The organism is Mesorhizobium sp. WSM3866 (assembly GCF_002294795.1).
Classification (GTDB): domain Bacteria; phylum Pseudomonadota; class Alphaproteobacteria; order Rhizobiales; family Rhizobiaceae; genus Mesorhizobium.
In genome coordinates this window covers 84,495-103,732 of record NZ_NSGC01000002.1, presented here as the reverse complement: position 1 = coordinate 103,732, position 19,238 = coordinate 84,495, and the positions used below count along the sequence as shown (strand labels likewise).

Annotated in this window: 17 protein-coding genes; 7 read left to right on the top strand and 10 right to left on the bottom strand. The window is 63.7% G+C overall.

What is annotated here, in order from left to right:
- Position 1: 1 nt before the first annotated feature.
- Positions 2–1,234: a 3-methyl-2-oxobutanoate dehydrogenase (2-methylpropanoyl-transferring) subunit alpha gene (locus CK222_RS04560; RefSeq protein ID WP_095799560.1), complete on the bottom strand. Its 1,233-nt coding sequence runs from the start codon at positions 1,232–1,234 to the stop codon at positions 2–4.
- Between the two features lie 532 nt (positions 1,235–1,766).
- Here CK222_RS04560 and holA point away from each other — a divergent pair.
- On the top strand, positions 1,767–2,810 hold the full coding sequence (gene holA, locus CK222_RS04550) for a DNA polymerase III subunit delta (protein ID WP_095799558.1): 1,044 nt from the start codon (positions 1,767–1,769) through the stop codon (positions 2,808–2,810).
- Between the two features lie 185 nt (positions 2,811–2,995).
- On the opposite strand, the gene CK222_RS04545 is transcribed toward holA, so the two are convergent.
- The 5 genes from CK222_RS04545 to mnmE all read right to left on the bottom strand — a co-directional run bounded on the left by CK222_RS04545 (position 2,996) and on the right by mnmE (position 8,972).
- Positions 2,996–3,886, bottom strand: a complete 891-nt coding sequence (locus CK222_RS04545) for a ParB/RepB/Spo0J family partition protein (protein ID WP_095799944.1) — start codon at positions 3,884–3,886, stop codon at positions 2,996–2,998.
- A 64-nt stretch (positions 3,887–3,950) separates the two neighbouring features.
- Positions 3,951–4,748, bottom strand: a complete 798-nt coding sequence (locus tag CK222_RS04540) for a ParA family protein (RefSeq protein WP_095799557.1) — start codon at positions 4,746–4,748, stop codon at positions 3,951–3,953.
- Positions 4,749–4,765: 17 nt separating this feature from the next.
- Complete coding sequence (gene rsmG / locus CK222_RS04535; RefSeq protein ID WP_067323522.1) at positions 4,766–5,407, bottom strand: 16S rRNA (guanine(527)-N(7))-methyltransferase RsmG; 642 nt, start codon at positions 5,405–5,407, stop codon at positions 4,766–4,768.
- Entirely contained in the window at positions 5,404–7,278 is a 1,875-nt protein-coding gene (gene mnmG, locus CK222_RS04530; RefSeq protein WP_095799556.1) for a tRNA uridine-5-carboxymethylaminomethyl(34) synthesis enzyme MnmG, read from the bottom strand. The genes rsmG and mnmG overlap by 4 nt, the downstream gene beginning before the upstream one ends.
- 380 nt (positions 7,279–7,658) lie before the next feature.
- On the bottom strand, positions 7,659–8,972 hold the full coding sequence (mnmE, locus tag CK222_RS04525) for a tRNA uridine-5-carboxymethylaminomethyl(34) synthesis GTPase MnmE (protein WP_095799555.1): 1,314 nt from the start codon (positions 8,970–8,972) through the stop codon (positions 7,659–7,661).
- 110 nt (positions 8,973–9,082) lie between these two features.
- Here mnmE and CK222_RS04520 point away from each other — a divergent pair, with 110 nt between their 5' ends.
- Positions 9,083–11,101 carry a thioredoxin domain-containing protein gene (locus tag CK222_RS04520; RefSeq protein WP_095799554.1) on the top strand — a complete coding sequence of 673 codons (2,019 nt, stop codon included), beginning with the start codon at positions 9,083–9,085 and terminating at the stop codon, positions 11,099–11,101.
- Positions 11,102–11,289: 188 nt separating this feature from the next.
- On the opposite strand, the gene rho is transcribed toward CK222_RS04520, so the two are convergent.
- From rho to hemE, 3 genes are all read right to left on the bottom strand, one after another.
- Complete coding sequence (gene rho, locus CK222_RS04515) at positions 11,290–12,555, bottom strand: transcription termination factor Rho (protein WP_082953824.1); 1,266 nt, start codon at positions 12,553–12,555, stop codon at positions 11,290–11,292.
- A 167-nt stretch (positions 12,556–12,722) separates the two neighbouring features.
- Complete coding sequence (hemJ, locus tag CK222_RS04510) at positions 12,723–13,259, bottom strand: protoporphyrinogen oxidase HemJ (protein ID WP_095799553.1); 537 nt, start codon at positions 13,257–13,259, stop codon at positions 12,723–12,725.
- Positions 13,256–14,284, bottom strand: a complete 1,029-nt coding sequence (gene hemE / locus CK222_RS04505; RefSeq protein WP_095799552.1) for a uroporphyrinogen decarboxylase — start codon at positions 14,282–14,284, stop codon at positions 13,256–13,258. Before hemE ends, hemJ begins: the two co-directional genes overlap by 4 nt.
- Positions 14,285–14,686: 402 nt before the next feature.
- Between hemE and CK222_RS04500 the strand changes: the two genes are divergently transcribed.
- From CK222_RS04500 to dnaQ, 5 genes are all read left to right on the top strand, one after another.
- Positions 14,687–15,508, top strand: a complete 822-nt coding sequence (locus CK222_RS04500; protein WP_067323508.1) for a pyruvate, water dikinase regulatory protein — start codon at positions 14,687–14,689, stop codon at positions 15,506–15,508.
- A gap of 106 nt (positions 15,509–15,614) precedes the next feature.
- Positions 15,615–16,214: a Maf-like protein gene (locus CK222_RS04495; protein ID WP_067323506.1), complete on the top strand. Its 600-nt coding sequence runs from the start codon at positions 15,615–15,617 to the stop codon at positions 16,212–16,214.
- Positions 16,207–17,040, top strand: coding sequence for a shikimate dehydrogenase (locus CK222_RS04490; RefSeq protein WP_095799551.1), 834 nt, complete (start codon positions 16,207–16,209; stop codon positions 17,038–17,040). Before CK222_RS04495 ends, CK222_RS04490 begins: the two co-directional genes overlap by 8 nt.
- 1 nt (position 17,041) lies before the next feature.
- Complete coding sequence (gene coaE, locus CK222_RS04485; protein WP_095799550.1) at positions 17,042–17,647, top strand: dephospho-CoA kinase; 606 nt, start codon at positions 17,042–17,044, stop codon at positions 17,645–17,647.
- A gap of 74 nt (positions 17,648–17,721) precedes the next feature.
- Entirely contained in the window at positions 17,722–18,429 is a 708-nt protein-coding gene (gene dnaQ / locus CK222_RS04480) for a DNA polymerase III subunit epsilon (RefSeq protein WP_067323502.1), read from the top strand.
- Between the two features lie 289 nt (positions 18,430–18,718).
- Here dnaQ and secB read toward each other — a convergent pair whose 3' ends face one another.
- On the bottom strand, positions 18,719–19,219 hold the full coding sequence (gene secB, locus CK222_RS04475) for a protein-export chaperone SecB (RefSeq protein ID WP_067323500.1): 501 nt from the start codon (positions 19,217–19,219) through the stop codon (positions 18,719–18,721).
- Positions 19,220–19,238: the final 19 nt, after the last annotated feature.

Below are 19,238 nucleotides of genomic sequence, written 5' to 3'. Positions count from 1 at the left end.
ATCAGACCCCCGCCTGCTGGCGTTGACGCCTGAGATGCGGCGGTGTTTCGGCATAGACGCCCTCGAACATGTCGCGCGTCGACGGCTTGCCGCCGGCATGCAGCGTGCCGTGGCTTTCGGCTTCCTTCTGCGCCGCGATCACGGTTTCGAGGATCTCGGCTTCCGCCTGGATGTGGCGCTGTTCCGTCCAGACTTGCTTGTGGATGAGATGGTTCTTCAGCCGGATGATCGGGTCGCCGAGCGGCCAGGCGTCCGATTCCGCCTTCGGCCGGTAGGCCGACGGATCGTCCGAGCTCGAATGCGCGCCGACGCGATAGGTGACATATTCGACCAGGGTCGGCCCGAGATTGCGACGCGCCCGCTCGATCGCCCATTTGGCTACCGCATGGACGGCGAGATAGTCGTTGCCGTCGACCCGCAGCGACGGGATGCCGAAGCCTAGACCGCGCGCGGCGAAAGTGCCCGAGCCGCCGCGGGCAATGCCCTGGAAGGTGGAGATGGCCCACTGGTTGTTGACGACATTGAGCACGACCGGGGCCTTGTAGGTCGAGGCGAAGACCAGCGCCGCATGGAAATCGGACTCCGCGGTCGAGCCGTCGCCGATCCAGGCCGCGGCGATGCAGGAATCGTTGGAGATCGCCGAGGCCATCGCCCAGCCGACCGCCTGGATGTACTGCGTCGCCAGATTGCCGGAGATCGAGAAGAAGCCGTGCTCCTTCGAGGAGTACATGATCGGCAGCTGCCGGCCCTTCAGCGGATCGGCCTCGTTGGAATAGATCTGGTTCATCATCGCAACCATCGGATAGCCGTCGGCGATGAGCAGGCCAGCCTGCCGATAGGTCGGGAAATTCATGTCGCCAGGCTTGAGTGCCTTGCGGAAGGCGCAGCTCACCGCCTCTTCGCCCAGATGCTGCATGTAGAAAGAGGTCTTGCCCTGGCGCTGCGCCATCTGCATGCGCGCATCGAAGGTCCTGAGCGCCATCATATGGCGCAGGCCTTCGAGCAGTTCCTCGTCGGTGAGCAGCCCGGCCCATGGCCCGACCGCTTCGCCGGCGCGGTTAAGCACGCGGATGATGGAGAAGGCCATGTCGCGGATGGTGCGCGGATCGACATCGACCTCCGGCCGCGGCACCGAACCGGCCTTGGGAATTGTCACATTCGAGAAGTCGGGCGTGCCGCCGGGCCGAACCTCGGGCTCGGGAACATGAAAGCGCAACATTCCAGCATCGGCCATGACCTTCGTCCTCCAATGTTGCCGGTGCGATACTTGCACATCCGCGCCGCCATTTCATCGGGCGAGATGGCGGCCGTCCTCCCGGTCATCAGCCTCGTCGAGCCGATGCGGCACATGGCCGATAAGATGCAGATATGGCGCCGAAATTTCTTGTCGATGTTTGCAAGCGTCGCGCAATTTGGCGGAAGTTTGCGGAGCGTTTGCCGCCACAAAAGACAATCAAGGCATGCGCGCCGGCCAACGCAGCTAATCTCTACCGTCGTGGGGGAGATGCTCGGCAGGGCAGAGGGGCGTGACAGACTCTGCTTCAGGATCGTCATTCCAGGGCGGAGCAAGGAGCGGAGCGACGCGCGCAGACCCTGGAATCTATGCCGCGACGTCAACGCGTTGCGGCGGTTAGAGAATATTCTGCACCCTGGCGCTCCCCGGCAAAAGTCACGGCATGGATCCTCGGGTCAAGCCCGAGGATGACGAAGAGAGGCCGGCCGCTTCTCCGTTCACTCCGTCTCCGCCTCATGCTAACTCACCCCGCATGGCACAGAAGAAGGGATACGAGGTCGATTCGTGGCTGGCGCGGCCGGACCCGTCCATGGCCATCGTCCTGCTTTACGGCCCCGATCGCGGCCTGGTCGCCGAGCGGGCCAAGACCTTCGCGTTGAAGACCGGGCTGCCGCTCGACGACCCTTTCTCAGTGGTCAAGCTGGATGGCGCGGAAGTCGACCGCGACGAAGGCCGTCTGCTCGACGAGGCGCGCACCGTGCCGATGTTTTCCGACCGGCGGCTGCTTTGGGTCCGCAACGCCAGCGACCAGAAGGCGCTGGCCGACGACATCAAGGCGCTGACGGCGGAGCCGGCGCCGGATGCTCTCATCCTCATCGAGGCGGGCGACCTGAAGAAGGGCACTGGCCTGCGGGCCATCGTCGAGGCAGCCGGCAACGCCATCGCCTTGCCCTGCTACGCCGACGAGGCCCGGGATCTCGACTCGGTGATCGACGACGAGCTGCGCAAGGCCGGCATGTCGATGACGCTCGACGCCCGCCAGGCGCTGCGCCGCAATCTCGGCGGCGACCGTCTGGCCTCGCGCGGCGAGATCGACAAGCTGGTGCTCTACGCCCATGGCAAGAAGGAGATCGACCTCGACGACGTCAACGCCTTGTCCGGCGATGTCTCCGGCGCCTCCTTCGACGGTGCGGTCGACGCCATGCTCGACGGCAAGGTCGGAGATTTCGACATTGCCTTCACCCGGCATTGTGCGTCCGGCGGCCATCCTTTCCTGGTGCTGTCCTCGGCGATGCGGCAATTGCAGGCGATCCAGGTCATGCGCGGCCAGATGGAATCCGGCGGCCGCAACGCCGCCTCGGTCGTAGCGGGAGCGCGTCCACCGGTCTTCTTCTCGCGCCGCAAGCTGGTGGAAAAGACGCTCGAGCGCTGGAACAGCGAAGCCCTCGGCCGCGCGCTGAACCGGCTGCAGGCAGCTGTGCTGCAAACGCGCAAGCGGCCCGACCTGTCGGAGGCGCTAGCCCGTCAGGCGCTGCTCGGCATCGCGGTGGAAAGCGCGAGATTGGCGCAGAGGTAGGCGATCAGCCCTCCCCCTGTAAGGCGATTGGCCGGCGCCTCGGCTTTCGCCTATCGCGGGCGCCGCAAAAAAGAAGAGGCCAACGCAGCGGCCGGCCCTTGTTGTGCCTATCACCAATATATCAGCCTAGATCTAATCCTAAGCCAGAACTTTATTAGTCGGCTAATTTCATGTAATTCAGCTACTTATCGGTCGTCCTTCAGCCGCCGGCACAACTCATCGAGCTGATCCAGCGACCGGTAGTCGACCCGCAGCGTGCCGCCCTTGGCCTTATGCTCGATCGAGACAATCATGCCGATCGTGTCGGTCATCAGCTTTTCCAAGGCCAGCGTGTCGGGATCCTTTCCCGGCGCGCTCGGCGCGGACCTTACTTTGGCGGGTGTCGGTCCCGCGGGCATTTGCGCCAGCGCCTCGGCCTGGCGCACCGAAAGCCCCTCCTCGACGATCCGCTTGGCGAGCCCCGCCGGATCTCCGGCCGTGACCAGCGTGCGGGCATGGCCGGCCGACAACGCGCCGTCGACCAGCATGTCGCGGATGACGTCAGGCAGCTTCAGGAGCCTCAGCGTGTTGGCGACATGACTGCGGCTCTTGCCGATCACCTGGCCGAGATCGGCCTGCGTGTAGCCATGCTCGTCGATCAGCTGCTGATAGCCCTGCGCTTCTTCGACCGGATTGAGATCGGCGCGCTGCACGTTCTCGATGATTGCCAGCTCCAGCGCGGTGCGGTCGTTGACGTCGCGCACGATGAGCGGGATTTCGGTCAGCCCCGCGCGCTGCGCGGCGCGCCAGCGCCGCTCGCCGGCGATGATCTCATAGCGGCCGGGCTGCGACGGCGAAGGCCGCGCCACCACCGGCTGCACCACGCCATGCTCTCGGATGGACTGGGCGAGGTCGGTGAGTTCGGCGTCGCCGAAATGCCGGCGCGGGTTCTTCGGGTTCGGGCTGACGAACTCGATCGGCACCTTGCCATCCGCCGCGACCGCGCTCGGCTTTTCGGCCGCTGCCGGACGATCGATCTCGCCGATCAGCGCCGCGAGGCCGCGGCCCAGTCTTTTTCTCGATTGGTCTTCGCTCATCATTCCGTCCAGATCGTTTCGGAGTCGAATCGGCTACTAATTAGTGAAATTCGGCCTGCGCTATTCAGGCGGCGCGCAGCTTGCGCTCGCGGCGGATCACTTCCGAGGCAAGCTGCAGATAGGCCTGGCTGCCGGAACATTTGAGATCGTAAAGGATTGCCGGCTTGCCGTAGGACGGCGCTTCGGAAACGCGCACGTTGCGCGGGATGATCGTCTCGTAGACCTTGTCGCCCATATGCGCGCGCACATCCTGCACCACCTGGTTGGCGAGGTTGTTGCGGCCATCGAACATGGTGAGCACGATGCCCTGGATGGTGAGGTCCGGATTGATCGTGCCGCGCACCTGCTCGACCGTTTCGAGCAATTGGCTAAGGCCTTCCAGCGCGAAGAACTCGCATTGCAGCGGCACCAGAACGGAATCGGCCGCCGCCATTGAATTCAAAGTCAAAAGATTGAGCGACGGCGGGCAGTCGATCAGCACATAGCCGAACGGCGCCGCGCGCGCGGCTGCCGCACGCAGCGCATTGCGCAGGCGCAGCACCCGGTCTGGCGCCGAGGCGATCTCCATTTCGATGCCGAGCAGATCGAGGGTTGAGGGCACGATGGACAAACCCGGCACCGCGGTCGGCACCGCGGCCGCCTCCAGCTCGAGCTCGCCGGTCAGCACGTCATAGGACGAGACGGTGCGATCCTTGCGTTCGATGCCGAGCCCGGTGCTGGCATTGCCCTGCGGATCGAGGTCGACGATCAGCACGCGCTCGCCGATCGCGGCCAGCGCCGTCGCCAGATTGATCGCCGTGGTCGTCTTGCCGACGCCACCCTTCTGGTTGGCAACGGTGATGATACGCAGTCCAGTTTTCATGGGTCGATGCCAGTGATTCATTGCGGGGTCGCCGGGTGCAGATCGGTGATTTCCAGAATGACGCCATGAGCGTCTGTCATGCTTGGATGTTCTACCAGATCGAAGCTCCAGCGGTGAGCGCTTTCTTCCACTTCGGCCCGGTAATCCCGGCCTTTGTGAAAAAGCGAACGCGCGCCCTTGGTCAGCCAGGGTGCGGCAAGATCGAGCAGGTCCGGAAGCGCCGCCAATGCCCGCGCCGTAACAACTTCCGGTGCAGAAACAAGTGGATAGCTGTCATCGATGCGTCGCGCCAGCACGCGCGCCGGTAGGCCGAATTGGCCGACGACCGATTGCAGGAACGAGGCCTTCTTGCGGTTGCTTTCAACCAGATCGATCGTGGCGCCCGGCCGCTCTGCAAGCAGAAAACCGAGTACCAATCCGGGAAAGCCGCCGCCCGAGCCGAGGTCGACCCAGCGCATTGCGGTCGGCGCGATTCGCGCAAGCTGGGCGCTGTCCAGGATGTGGCGGCGCCAGACGTCGTCTAGCGTCGATGGCGCCGCCAGATTGATGCTGCGGTTCCATTTTTGAAAATGCCGCTCGAAGGCCTGCAGCCGCTCGAATGTTTCACGTGAAACCGGACCCGCTGCCTTCTGCAGGTCCGCCCAGGCATCGCCACTCACGCGACCGACCTTCGTGCAGCCAGCTCGGCATTGCGAACATGCGCGACAATGATCGCCAGAGCCGCTGGCGTCATCCCTTCCATGCGCTGCGCGTCGGCAATCGAGCGCGGCCGGCGTGCCTTCATCTTCTGCTTCAGCTCATTGGAAAGGCCTGGCACGTCCGCGAAGTCGATGGTCTCCGGAATGAGCCGCGATTCCTCGTGCCTGATCTGCGCCACGTCAGCCTGTTGGCGCTCGAGATAGACGGAATATTTCGCCTCGGTCTCAAGCCGCTCTGCCGTGTTGGGGTCGAGTTCGCCAAACCGTGGCTCGATCCGCGTCAACCAGACCATATCGACGCCGGGATAGGCGAGAAGGTCGTAGGCGGAACGCCGAACGCCGTCCCGGTTGATCTCCAGTCCATGCCGCGCGGCTTCATTCGGCGTGAAGGCGATCGACTTTGCCAGCGCGCGGGCAGCGTCGAGCTTCACACTGATCGCGTCGAAACGTTGCATCCGCTCGGAGGAGACGATCCCCAAGCGGTCGGCCAGCGGCGTCAGCCGCTCGTCTGCATTGTCGGCGCGCAGCGAAAGCCGGAACTCCGCCCGCGAAGTGAACATGCGATAGGGCTCGGCAATGCCGCGGCTGGTGAGGTCGTCGATCATCACGCCGATATAGGCTTCGGTGCGGCTGAGCACGAACGGCTCGCCTGACGATGCCCTGCGCGCGGCGTTGATGCCGGCAACGAGGCCTTGCGCGCCGGCTTCCTCGTAGCCCGTGGTGCCGTTGATCTGCCCGGCCAAAAACAGCCCGGCGACGCGCTTCGTCTCCAGCGTCGGCTTGAGCTCGCGCGGGTCGACGTGGTCATATTCAATGGCGTATCCCGGCTGCAGCATCGTCGCCCGTTCCAGGCCGGGGATCGTCTTCAACATGTCGAGTTGCACCTCTTCCGGCAGCGAGGTCGAGATGCCGTTCGGATAGACGGTGTCGTCGTCGAGGCCCTCCGGCTCGAGGAAGATCTGGTGACCCTCGCGGTCGCCGAACTTGACGATCTTGTCCTCGATAGAGGGACAGTAGCGCGGCCCAACGCCTTCGATCGAGCCGGAATACATCGCCGAACGCTTCAAATTGAGGCGAATCAACTCATGTGTCGCCTGCGTAGTGCGTGTGATACCGCAGTTGATCTGCGGGTTCGCGATGCGGTCTGTCATCAGCGAGAACGGCACCGGCTGATCGTCTGCGGCCTGGCGTTCCAGCGAGGCCCAATCGATGGTGCGGCCGTCGAGGCGAGGGGGCGTCCCGGTCTTCAGCCGCCCGAGCTTGAAACCGGCCCGCGCCATCGTCGCCGAGAGCCCATGGCTCGCCTGCTCGTTCATCCGGCCGGCGACGATCTTCTTCTCTCCTATATGGATCAGCCCGCGCAGGAACGTGCCGGTCGTCAGCACCACGGCGCCGCAGGCGAACCGCCTGTCACCGGAGACCAGCACGGCCGCAACCCGACCGTCCTCGATCTCGAAGTCCAGGACTTCGCCCTCCACCACGTCGAGATTGGCCTGCTCGCGGATCGCCGCCTGCATGGCAAGACGATATAGCTTGCGGTCGGCCTGGGTCCGCGGCCCACGCACCGCTGGGCCCTTGCGGCGGTTCAGCAGGCGGAATTGGATTCCGGCAGCGTCCGCAATGCGGCCCATCAACCCGTCCATGGCGTCGATCTCGCGCACGAGATGACCCTTGCCGAGGCCGCCGATGGCCGGATTGCAGGACATGACGCCGATCGTCTCGAAGCGGAGCGTCACCAGCGCCGTCCGGGCGCCGGCGCGCGCAGCCGCGCTCGCCGCTTCGCATCCGGCATGGCCGCCGCCCACCACCACCACGTCATAGTGATTGGTCATTGCAAGAATCCGTTTCAGAGATGCTTTGACACATGTCCCCGCCAGCCTCCGCTGTCAAGGATGCAGTCCGTTGCGGAGGTGATCGCCGGGGATGGGGCTGCGTGCCAGTGGTCTGCCTGTCCGACCTCGTCCCGAAGGAAGGAAGGCGCTTATCCCACGGACGATTTTTCACTTCTCAAGCGCTGCGAATCAGCGCCGTTGCTTTAGTGGCCAGCCGTCCTCGCCTTCTACGAGGCAGGCAATGAGGGGCAGCGCCGTTTGGCTAGCACGCGACGCGTCTGGAGCCCGGACTCGTTTCACGTGAAACACCATCCGCCGCATCCTGCCGTTGTTTCACGTGAATCATCCGGAGCGCACAGCCGCCCCGCGTCCCAAGTGAATCACTTGCCGATGCAGAACTGCGAAAAGATGACGTCGAGCATATCCTCGACATCGACAGCGCCGATAATTCGCCCAAGCCGGTCCGTGGCCACCCGCAACTCTTCCGCGCGCAGCTCCAGGCTTTGCCCCGACAGCGCCGCCAAGAGAAAATCCTTCGCCTCCTCCAGCAGCTCGACATGGCGGAGCCTCGACGGCAAGATATCACCGGCCCCTCCGACTGCGGCAGCGGCGCGACCCGCAATCTCGTCCAGCAGTTCCGAAATTCCGATACCTTCCTTGGAAGAGATGGCCAAATCATAGGCCCCTCTACGCGCTCCCATGAGATCGGTTTTGGTCCCGATCCTCAGGAGCGGAACACCTGTCGGAACCGCGCCGACGGGCTGTGGATCGACCATATCCTCCAGCAGCAAAACCAGGTCCGCGCCACCGGCCTTGGCACGCGCTCGTTCGATGCCGATCGTCTCCACCTTGCCGGCGGCCTCGCGCAGGCCTGCCGTATCGACGACCCGAACTCTCATCCCGTGGAGGTCCAGCACCACCTCCAGCAGGTCGCGCGTGGTGCCCGGCTCGTCGGTGACGATTGCCGCCTCGCGTTGGGCCAGGGCGTTGAACAGACTGGACTTGCCGGCGTTCGGCGCGCCGAGGATGACGACCTCGAAGCCATCGCGAATGATCTCGGCCGCCTTGAACCCCTGAATATGGCGTTCGATCTCGTCGGCCATCGCCGCCACATCGGTCCAGACCGCCTTCGAGACCGAACCCGGCACATCCTCCTCCTCAGCGAAGTCGATTTCCGCCTCGATCATTGCCCGGGCATGGATCAACCGCCGGCGCCACCCCGAATAGAGCTCGCTCTGCGCGCCCTCGGCGTTACGCACGGCAAAGCGTCGCTGCGCCTCCGTCTCGGCATTGACGAGGTCCGCCAGCGCCTCGGTCTCGACCAGATCGAGCTTGCCGTTGAGAAAGGCGCGCCGCGTGAATTCGCCAGGCTGGGCATGTCTGACGCCGGCAAAGCCGGTGAGCGTTTCCAGCATTTTTGCCGCAACGGCGCGGCTGCCGTGTACATGGAACTCGCCAACGTCCTCGCCGGTGAAGCTGCTAGGTCCGGGAAAGAACACGACAAGCCCGTGATCGATGACCGAACCGTCCGGTCCCATCAGCTTGCGCAAAGTGGCAAAGCGATCCTTAATACCGCCGCCGGCAATCGTTTCGAGTACGAATCGAGTCTTCGGGCCGGAGATGCGGATCACGGCGATGCCGGCGGGCAGGCGACCGCTCGACAGCGCTACGATAGATTCCTTCGAGGTTGCCATTTGCCCGACCTGCCGAACCACCCTAGGTATCTTCTTTCAGGCGCCGTTCCGGACGTCAGCCGTAGCTTTCCCGGAATTGCCTGCTCATCAACCAAGCCGAGCCGCTCATTGTGACCTTGCCCGCGCGAAACCTGCTTGCCGAAGAGGCCAGCCCCTATCTGCAGCAGCACAGCGACAATCCCGTGCATTGGCGGGGCTGGTCTCCGGCCGCCCTTGCCGAGGCGAAGGAACTCGGACGGCCGATCCTGCTGTCCATCGGCTATGCCGCCTGCCACTGGTGCCATGTCATGGCCCATGAAAGCTTCGAGAACGATGCCGTCGCCGCCGTCATGAACCGCCTCTTCGTCAATATCAAGGTCGATCGCGAGGAGCGCCCGGATATCGACCAGATCTACATGGCGGCACTCCATGCCATGGGCGAGCAGGGCGGCTGGCCGCTGACCATGTTCCTCACGCCCGATGGCAAGCCTTTCTGGGGCGGCACCTATTTTCCGCGCGAGGCGCGCTATGGACGGCCGGGCTTTGTCCAGGTGCTGGAGGCGGTCGACAAGGCCTGGCGCGAGAAGCAGGAGAGCCTTGGCCAAAGCGCCGACGCGCTGACCACCCATGTCGAGCAGCGGCTGGCCGGCGCGAAGGGAAAGGCGGTGCTCGACCGCGGCACGCTTGCCGATCTTGCCGGCCGCATCGAGGGCATGATCGACCGCGATCTCGGCGGCTTGCGCGGCGCGCCGAAATTCCCCAACGCGCCCTTCATGCACAGTCTGTGGCTGTCCTGGCTGCGCGACGGCCAGACCGCCCATCGCGACGCCGTGCTCATCAGCCTGGAAAAAATGCTCGCCGGCGGCATCTACGACCATGTCGGCGGCGGTCTCAGCCGTTACTCGACCGATGCCGAATGGCTGGTCCCGCATTTCGAGAAGATGCTTTACGACAACGCCCAACTCATCCGCATGTGCAATTGGGCCTTCGCGGCAACAGGCAATGAGTTGTTTCGGAAGCGAATCGAGGAAACCGTGGGCTGGCTGCTGCGGGAAATGCGCGTCGAGGGCAGCGCTTTTGCGGCCAGCCTCGATGCCGACAGCGAAGGCGAGGAGGGGTTGTTCTACACCTGGAGCGGGGAAGAGGTTGAAGCCGCACTCGGTGCTGATTCCGCTCGCTTCTTCCAATATTTCGAGCTCGCCGCTCCGCATGGCTGGGAAGGCAAGCCCATCATCCGCCAGAGCGAGGCACAGCAGCGCCAGGGGATCAGCGATGACGCTCAGCTCGCAGCGCTGAAGGCGAAATTGCTAGCTGCCAGAGAAAATCGCGTCAGGCCCGGCCGCGACGCCAAGGCGCTTACCGATTGGAACGGATTGATGATTGCGGCCCTCGCGGAAGCGGGCCGCTCCGTCGGGCGAGCCGACTGGGTGGACGCCGCCGTCAAGGCCTTCGCCCACATCGTCGAAGCCAGCAAGGACCGCCGCCTGCCGCATTCGATGCTCGGCGACAAGAAGCTTTTCCCGGCGCTGTCGAGCGACTATGCCGCCATGACCAACGCGGCGATCGCGCTGTTCGAGGCAACCGGCAGTTCTGCCTATATGGACCATGCCCGGCAGTTCATCGATCGGCTCGACCGCTGGCATCAGGATCCTGAAAAGACCGGCTATTATCTGACGGCGTCCGACAGCGTCGATGTGCCGATCCGTATCCGCGGCGATGTCGATGAGGCAATCCCCTCCGCCACCGGCCAGATCGTCGAGGCGCTGGTCCGGCTCTCGTCCCTTACCGGCGATCACCATCTTTGGGCAAAGGCATGGACGACAGCCGAACACGCCATGGGTCGCGCCGCGCAGCAAGCCTACGGCCAGGCCGGCATCATCAACGCCTGCGCGCTGGCGCTCGAACCGCTGAAGCTCGTCATCATAGACAAGCTTGATTCCTCAAGCCTTGTTCCGGTGGCGAATCGAAGTTCCGATCCACGCCGGGTCGATGTCGTACTGCCCATCGGTACGGAAGCGAATCAACCGCTTTTGCCGGGCGGCGTGCTGCCGCCGACGGACAAGCCGGGAGCCTGGTTCTGCAGCGGACAGACATGCCTGCCGGCGGTTACGGATGCGGGCGAGTTGGAGAAGCTGTTGCGGCGGGAATAAACAGCTTCGTCTCCTCGGTTTGACCCAGGATCTATGTCGCGGCGCTTCCGATGAATGCGGCGGTGCGGAATTCTGCACCGCCGCAAAGCTCAAAAAACAACGGCATGGACTTAGGGTTCTGCGCAGCGTCGCCTCGCTCCTTGCTCCGCCTTGTATGCCGAAGAAAGGACCGGTCCCTCGGCGCCCGATCAGGTATTCATCGAATCGAAGAAATCCGCGTTGGTCTTGGTCTGCTTGAGCTTGTCGATGAGGAATTCGATCGCATCGGTCGTTCCCATCGGCGCAAGGATCCGGCGCAGCACGAAGATCTTCTGCAGATCCGAACGCGGCACCAGAAGGTCCTCCTTGCGGGTCCCGGACTTGAGGATGTCGATCGCCGGGTAGATGCGTTTGTCGGCCACCTTGCGGTCGAGCTGGATTTCACAGTTACCGGTGCCCTTGAACTCTTCGAAAATGACTTCGTCCATGCGGCTGCCGGTGTCGATCAGCGCGGTGGCGATGATGGTCAGCGACCCGCCTTCCTCAATGTTGCGCGCGGCGCCGAAGAAGCGCTTCGGACGCTGCAGCGCGTTGGCGTCAACACCGCCGGTCAACACCTTGCCGGATGACGGCACCACGGTGTTGTAGGCGCGGCCGAGGCGGGTGATGGAATCGAGCAGGATGACGACATCGCGCCCATGCTCGACCAGGCGCTTGGCCTTCTCGATCACCATTTCGGCGACCTGCACATGGCGCGCCGCCGGTTCGTCGAAGGTCGAGGAAATGACTTCGCCCTTGACCGAGCGCTGCATGTCGGTGACTTCCTCCGGACGCTCGTCGATCAGAAGAACGATCAGGTAGCATTCCGGATGGTTGGCGGTGATCGAGTGCGCGATGTTCTGCAACAGCACCGTCTTACCGGTGCGCGGCTGAGCGTTGATCAGCGCGCGCTGGCCCTTGCCGATCGGCGCCACCAGGTCGATCACACGCGGCGAGATGTCCTTGGTCGGGGGATTGTCCACCTCCATCTTCAGCCGCGAGGTCGGGTAGAGCGGCGTCAGGTTGTCGAAGTGTATCTTGTGCCGGATCTTCTCCGGATCATCGAAATTGATGGTGTTGACCTTGAGCAGCGCGAAATAACGCTCGCCCTCTTTCGGGCTGCGGATCGGCCCTTCGACCGTATCGCCGGTCTTCAGCGAAAAGCGCCTGATCTGCGACGGTGAAATATAGATATCGTCGGGACCCGGCAGGTAATTGGCGTTGGCCGAGCGCAGGAAGCCGAAACCGTCCTGCAGTACCTCGACCACGCCTTCGCCGATGATCTCGACGTCCTGGATGGCGAGCTTTTTCAGGATCGCGAACATCAGCTCCTGCTTACGCATGACGCTGGCGTTCTCCACCTCGAGCGATTCGGCGTAAGCGATCAGCTCCGGCGGCTTCTTATTCTTGAACTCTGCGAGTTTCATTTCTTGCATTAGATGGACTCTGGGTAGGCTTTGGGGAGAAAAAATCGGCTGGATGCGACAAATGCCGGGCGCGGCCGAAAGCGAGAAAGGGGCGGCGCATGACGGGAAGGAAGACCCGTCTTTTATCGTCGGTCGCCTGAAAGAGCAAGCCGCCTTTTGCCGGGTGTGGGGAAGCCTCAGAACGGCTTCACGATGACCAGGATGACGATGACGATCATCAGCAATGTGGGGAGTTCATTGACGATCCGCCAGTGCCTCGCCGGCTTTTCGTTCTTGTCCTCGGCAAATTTTCTCACCGCGCCGGCGAGATAGCCGTGCAGACCCGAAAGCAGCAGCACGGCGAGGATCTTGGCGTGCAGCCAGCCGCCCTGGAAACCGAAACCCCTCCAGGCGAGCCAAAGCCCGAACACCCAGGTCACGGTCATCGCCGGGTTGATGATGGCGCGCAGCAGCCGGCGCTCCATCACCTTGAAGGTCTCGGACTGCACGGAGCCTTTCTCGGCATCGACATGATAGACGAAGAGCCGAGGCAGATAGAGCATCCCCGCCATCCAGGCGATGACGGCAATCACATGGATTGCCTTCGCCCAGGGATAGAAGCTATCAGGCGCCACAAGGAAGAGCAGGGCGGTCAGGACGACTAGCAGGACGATGCCGATCAACATGCGCTTCATCGCCTGGCCGGCGCTGTTCTCGTTGGTCGTCTCGGTCATCGATGGCTCCGCACCATTTTCACCATGGCCTCGACATGCGCCACCGGCGTTTCCGGCGTGATGCCGTGGCCGAGATTGAAGATCAGCGGCCCGTTGCCCAGCGTGCTAAGGATGGCATCGACGCCGTCGGCCAGCGCCCTGCCGCCGGCAACCAGGCGAAGCGGATCGAGATTGCCCTGCACCGCGCCTTCGCGTTGCAATTCCTGCGCCATCGACAGCGGCACGGTCCAGTCGATCCCGAGACCGGTGATCCCGGTCTTCTTCCTGTAATCGCGATAGCGCTCGCCGGCGCCCTTGGGGAACCCGATCACCGGAACATCCGGACGCGCGGCCTTCACTTGCCGGACAATCTCCGCAACGGGCTCGATGCAAAACGCCTCAAAGGACGCTTCATCGAGAACACCCGACCAGGAGTCGAAAATCTGCACCACATCGGCGCCGGCCTCGATCTGGCGGATGAGATAGGCGGCCGAATGATCGGCCAGTATCTTCAGGAGCCGCGCAAGGGCCTCCGGCTCGCGATAGGCAAAAAGCCTGGCCGGTCCCTGATCCGGCGTGCCGTGGCCGGCAATCATATAGGTCGCCACCGTCCACGGCGCGCCGCAGAAGCCGATCAAGGTCGTTTCCACCGGAAGCTTCGCACGCAGACGGCGGACCGTTTCGTAGACCGGTTCGAGATTCACGTGAAACGTTTGGCCGTCCAGGGCCTCGATTTCGGCCGCCGCAATCGGCTTGAGGATCGGCCCGTGTCCCTCTTCGAAGCGGACATCTCGTCCCAGCGCATCGGGCACAACCAGGATATCGGAAAACAGGATAGAAGCATCGAAGCCGAAGCGCTCGATCGGCTGCAGCGTCACCTCGACGGCAAGATCCGGATCATAGCAGAGATCGAGGAAAGAACCGGCCCGCTTCCGGGTCTCGCGATACTCCGGCAGATAACGCCCTGCCTGACGCATCATCCAGAGCGGCGGCGGTGAAACCGTCTCGCCCTTGAGGACGTCCAGCATGATCCGTTTCCCAGCCATCCAGTGCTCGCCCTCTCCAGGTCTCTTAAATCAAATATCTATTTTAAAAGAGTCTTCTGATTCTAAGAGTCTGTTGGTTGTGGTGGTTGCGACCTGTCCCGCCTGCCGCTCGAAAAGGCCAGTCAGCATATTGTCGCGCAGCCGCTTTCTCAATTTGGAGCGATCTGGGGACGAACCGGATTCAGGCTTTCGAGTCAGCGCCTTGGCTCTTCTGCTGCGGACCTCGAGCTGTGGATGATATCGGCCAAGAAAAGTTGATCCCCGGTTTTGTCCCCAGCGCGCCGACAAAGCCTACAGCGGGGCGAATTGTGGACAAGGTGGCATCTGATACAGTCGCCTTCGACGTCACGACCTTTCTGTCCAACCTTGTCCACATCTGCCCACAGTCTGGAACCAACTCTTGTGAACAAACCCCAGAGCTTCTTCCATCTGCATCTGATTTCCGACGCCACCGGCGAGACGCTGCTGGCGGCAGGCCGCGCCGCCTCCGCCCAATATAAGGACGCACGCGCCATCGAGCATATTTATCCGCTGATCCGCACGGAAAAGCAGGTCGCCAAGGTGTTCGAGGATATCGAAGAGGAGCCCGGCATCATTCTCTACACCGTGGTCGACCAGAAGCTCGCGCGCAGCATCGACGAGCGCTGCGCCGCCATGGGCCTGCCTTGCGTTTCGGTGCTGGAGCCCGTGCTCAGCGTCTTCCAGTCCTATCTCGGCACGCCGGCCGGTCGGCGCGTCGGCGCCCAGCATGTGCTCGACGCCGAATATTTCCGCCGCATCGATGCGCTGAACTTCACCATGGAGCATGACGACGGCCAGTTGCCGGCCAACATGGACGATGCCGATGTCGTGCTGATCGGCATCTCGCGCACCTCCAAGACGCCGACGAGCATCTATCTCGCCAATCGCGGAATCAAGACCGCCAACATTCCGATCGTGCTCGGCGTGCCGCTGCCGGAAAGCCTGATCAACGCCAGGACGCCGCTGATCGTCGGCCTCGTCGCCACGGCCGAGCGCATCTCGCATGTTCGCCAGAACCGCATCCTCGGCAACAGCAACAACTACGTGCCGACCGACTATGTCGACCGCGCCGCCATCGCCGAGGAGCTCGCCTACGCGCGTCAGCTCTGCACCAGGCATGGCTGGCCGATGATTGACGTCAGCCGGCGCTCGATCGAGGAAACCGCGGCGGCGATCGTTGCCCTGCGGGGCAAGACGCGCTAGGGCAGGCGATATAAGTGAGCATTCCGTCCTGAGAGAAGGTGGCTCGGCGCATAGCGCCGAGACGGGTGACGGGCGCTGGACGGATCGCAACCGTTGGTGAACCAGTATGGCCGGCAAAATCGTCCTCGCTTCGGGCAGCCCGTTCCGCAAGGCAATGCTTATCAATGCCGGGCTCGACATCGAGGCGGTGCCGGCAGACGTCGACGAGCGCGCGCTCGAGGCGCCCTTGCAGGACAGCGGCGTGTCTCCCGAGGATGTCGCTTCGATCCTTGCCGAAGCCAAGGCGACCGAGGTCAGCGAGCGCCGGCCGGGCGCGCTGGTGCTCGGTTGCGACCAGACGCTGTCGCTTGGCGACGAAATCTTCCACAAGCCGGCCGATATGGAAGGGGCGCGGAGGCATCTCCTGGCCTTGTCGGGCAAGACCCATCAGCTGAACAGCGCCGCCGTGCTCTGCCGCGATGGCGAAGTGCTGTGGCGCCATGTCGGCATCGCCAGCCTCACCATGCGCAAGCTCGATCCCGCCTTCATCGGCCGCCACCTGGCGCGCGTCGGCGCCAAGGCGCTGGCGAGTGTCGGCGCCTACCAGATCGAGGGCGAGGGCATCCAGCTCTTCGAAAGGATCGAGGGCGACTATTTCACCATCGTCGGCCTGCCGCTGTTGCCGGTGCTGAAGGAGCTGCGCGCATTGGGAGCGATCGATGGTTGAGAAGCGGGCCTTCGTCACCGGCCACCCGATCGCGCATTCCCGCTCGCCCAAGATCCACCGCTACTGGCTGGAGCAATACGGCATCGACGGCAGCTACCAAGCGATCGACGTTCGGCCGGAGGATTTCGCAGCATTCCTGAAATCACTCGGCGAGAATGGCTATCGCGGCGGCAATGTCACCATCCCGCACAAGGAAGCAGCCTTCGCCTTGGTCGAACGCCGCGACGAGGCCGCCGAAGCCATCGGCGCGGTCAACACGCTGTGGCTGGAAGACGGCGTGCTGTGGGGCGGCAATACCGACGCTCTCGGCTTTGCCGGCAATCTCGATGAACATGCCCCCGGCTGGGCGGCGAATGGTCCGGCCGTGGTGTTGGGCGCGGGCGGTGCCTCCCGCGCCGTCATCTACGCCCTGAAGGACCGAGGTCTCAACGACATCCGCATCGTCAACCGTACGCTGGCAAGGGCTGAGGAACTCGCCGACCGGTTCGGCGCCGGGGTTTCGGCGCATGGCGCCGGCGCGGTCGGCGAATTGCTTTCCGACGCCGGCCTGCTCATCAACACCACCGCGCTCGGCATGCATGGCAACGAGACCCTCGCCGCCGATCCGGCCGGTCTGCCCGGCCACGCCATCGTCACCGACATCGTCTATGTGCCGCTGGACACGCCGCTGCTTGCTGCCGCCAGGGCGCGCGGTCTGAAGACGGTCGATGGCCTCGGCATGCTGCTGCACCAGGCCGTGCCCGGCTTCGAGCGCTGGTTCGGCAAGCGACCTGAGGTGACGCCGCAATTGCGGCGCATGATCGTCGCCGACATCGAAGCGCATTGACATGATCGTGCTCGGCCTCACCGGATCGATCGGCATGGGCAAGTCGACCACGGCAAAGATGTTCGCCGAGGCCGGCGTTCCGGTGCATGATTCCGACGAGACCGTGCATCGCCTCTATGCCGGCAAGGCAGCACCCCTGGTCGAACGAGCCTTCCCCGGCACGACAAAAGCAGGCGTGGTCGATCGCGCAAGGCTGGCCGAGACAGTGCTGGGTGATCCCGCCGCGCTGAAAAAGCTGGAGGCGATCATCCATCCGCTGGTGCGGGCCGACGCCGACGCCTTTTTGGTCCGGCATCGCGCTGCAGGGGCGCCGATTGCGGTGCTCGACATCCCGTTGCTGTTCGAGACCGGCGGCCGCAACCGGGTCGACAAGGTCGTGGTCGTCACCGCGCCGGCCGAGATCCAGCGCGCCCGCGTGCTCGCCAGACCCGGCATGAGCGACGATAAATTCGCTTCCATCCTCGCCAAGCAGGTGCCTGACGCCGAGAAACGCCGTCATGCAGATTTCATCGTCGACACCGGCCAGGGTTTTGATGCCGGACGTGCGGCGGTGGCAGCCATCGTCAGCGAATTGAGCGGGGATAAGTCCGGCAAAAACGCTTCCTGACGGCCGCTGTCAGCAGTCCCCATTGCCATTTTGTTCCGGTTGGTGATTCTGCTCTTTAGAGCGGATTGATTCGAATGCGTGAGATCATCTTCGATACCGAAACCACCGGCCTCGATTTGCGCGACGACCGCATCATCGAGCTCGGCGGCGTCGAGCTGGTCAACCGTTTCCCGACCGGCCGCACCTTCCACAAGTTCATCAATCCGCAAGGCCGCGCCATTCACGCCGAGGCGCAGGCCGTGCACGGCATCAGCGCGGCGGATCTGGCCGGCAAGCCGACCTTCGCCGAAATCGCCGAGGAATGGCTGGCCTTCACCGACGGCGCCAAGCTGATCGCCCACAACGCCACTTTCGACCTTGGCTTCCTCAACCTCGAATACAGCCGGCTCGGTCATCCGGCCATCGATCCCGGCCGCATCGTCGACACGCTGGCGATCGCGCGCCGCAAGCATCCGATGGGTCCGAACTCGCTGGACGCGCTTTGCCGCCGCTACGGCATCGACAACACCCGCCGCACCAAGCACGGCGCCCTTCTCGACTCCGAATTGCTGGCCGAGGTCTATATCGAGCTCATCGGCGGCAAACAGGCGGCGCTGGTCCTGGAAACCGTGGCCGTGCAGATGAACGGTAGCGGCGAAGTCGCCGATATCGACATCTCGATCGGCGCAAGGCCGATCGCGCTGCCGCCGCGCCTCACCGAGGCGGATCGGGCGGCGCATGCCGGGCTTGTCGGCACGCTCGGCGAAAAGGCGCTATGGCTGAAGGTGGCGTCTGCGGGTTGAGCCGGGGCGCTCCCGGCGGCAACCGACGCGATTAGCCGAACCGCCCATCCGTTCGCCAAACTCGGGCTTGACCCGAGTATCCATGCCGTGACCCTTGCGCAGAGTGCAACGGTGCAGAATTCCTTCACCGCAGCGACGCCTTAGCGTCACGGCATGCATTCTAACGTCGCTCCGCTCCTTGCTCCGCCCCAGAATGACGACCTAACGAATGCCGTCGCTAATTTCAGACGTCTCCAACAAAAAACCCGGCGCGAAGCCGGGCTCTCGATACGATGGGTGGCGAGCCTCCTCAGCTCACCTGGACCTTGCTGGCGGCCTGGTCCTCGGCGATGCGCTGCTGGAACATCTGCGCGAAATCGATCGGGTCGAGCATCAGCGGCGGGAAGCCGCCGTTGCGGGTGGCGTCCGCGATGATCTGGCGCGCGAAGGGAAAGAGCAGCCGCGGGCATTCGATGAACAGGATCGGCAGCATGTGCTCCTGCGGGAAGCCGCTGATGGCGAAGACGCCGCCATAGACCAGTTCGACGTTGAACAGCACTTCCTGGTCGAAGGAGGCCTTGGCGTTCAATGTCAGATTGACGTCGAACTGCTTGTCCGAAAGCGGGTTGGCGTTGACGTTGACATTGATGGCGATGCCCGGGGCCTTGTCGCGGCCGCGCAGCGAATTCGGCGCGCCGGGGCTTTCGAAGGACAGGTCCTTCACATATTGCGCAAGTACGTTGAGCGAGGGCTGTTCCTGTTTGCCGTTGCCATTGGCGGCGGCTGCCGCGGCATCATCATTGCTGGCCATTAGCCTTTGTCCTTTTGCC

What these genes read in the sequence shown, in the direction of transcription:
- CK222_RS04540 (WP_095799557.1), bottom strand. Translation starts at nt 4,748, where the DNA reads ATGAAAACTGGACTGCGTATCATCACCGTTGCCAACCAGAAGGGTGGC.
- mnmG (WP_095799556.1), bottom strand. Translation starts at nt 7,278, where the DNA reads ATGACCAATCACTATGACGTGGTGGTGGTGGGCGGCGGCCATGCCGGA.
- dnaQ (WP_067323502.1), top strand. Translation starts at nt 17,722, where the DNA reads ATGCGTGAGATCATCTTCGATACCGAAACCACCGGCCTCGATTTGCGC.
- rho (WP_082953824.1), bottom strand. Translation starts at nt 12,555, where the DNA reads ATGCAAGAAATGAAACTCGCAGAGTTCAAGAATAAGAAGCCGCCGGAG.
- hemJ (WP_095799553.1), bottom strand. Translation starts at nt 13,259, where the DNA reads ATGACCGAGACGACCAACGAGAACAGCGCCGGCCAGGCGATGAAGCGC.
- CK222_RS04560 (WP_095799560.1), bottom strand. Translation starts at nt 1,234, where the DNA reads ATGGCCGATGCTGGAATGTTGCGCTTTCATGTTCCCGAGCCCGAGGTT.
- secB (WP_067323500.1), bottom strand. Translation starts at nt 19,219, where the DNA reads ATGGCCAGCAATGATGATGCCGCGGCAGCCGCCGCCAATGGCAACGGC.
- CK222_RS04490 (WP_095799551.1), top strand. Translation starts at nt 16,207, where the DNA reads ATGGTTGAGAAGCGGGCCTTCGTCACCGGCCACCCGATCGCGCATTCC.
- CK222_RS04495 (WP_067323506.1), top strand. Translation starts at nt 15,615, where the DNA reads ATGGCCGGCAAAATCGTCCTCGCTTCGGGCAGCCCGTTCCGCAAGGCA.
- holA (WP_095799558.1), top strand. Translation starts at nt 1,767, where the DNA reads ATGGCACAGAAGAAGGGATACGAGGTCGATTCGTGGCTGGCGCGGCCG.
- coaE (WP_095799550.1), top strand. Translation starts at nt 17,042, where the DNA reads ATGATCGTGCTCGGCCTCACCGGATCGATCGGCATGGGCAAGTCGACC.
- hemE (WP_095799552.1), bottom strand. Translation starts at nt 14,284, where the DNA reads ATGGCTGGGAAACGGATCATGCTGGACGTCCTCAAGGGCGAGACGGTT.
- mnmE (WP_095799555.1), bottom strand. Translation starts at nt 8,972, where the DNA reads ATGGCAACCTCGAAGGAATCTATCGTAGCGCTGTCGAGCGGTCGCCTG.
- CK222_RS04545 (WP_095799944.1), bottom strand. Translation starts at nt 3,886, where the DNA reads ATGAGCGAAGACCAATCGAGAAAAAGACTGGGCCGCGGCCTCGCGGCG.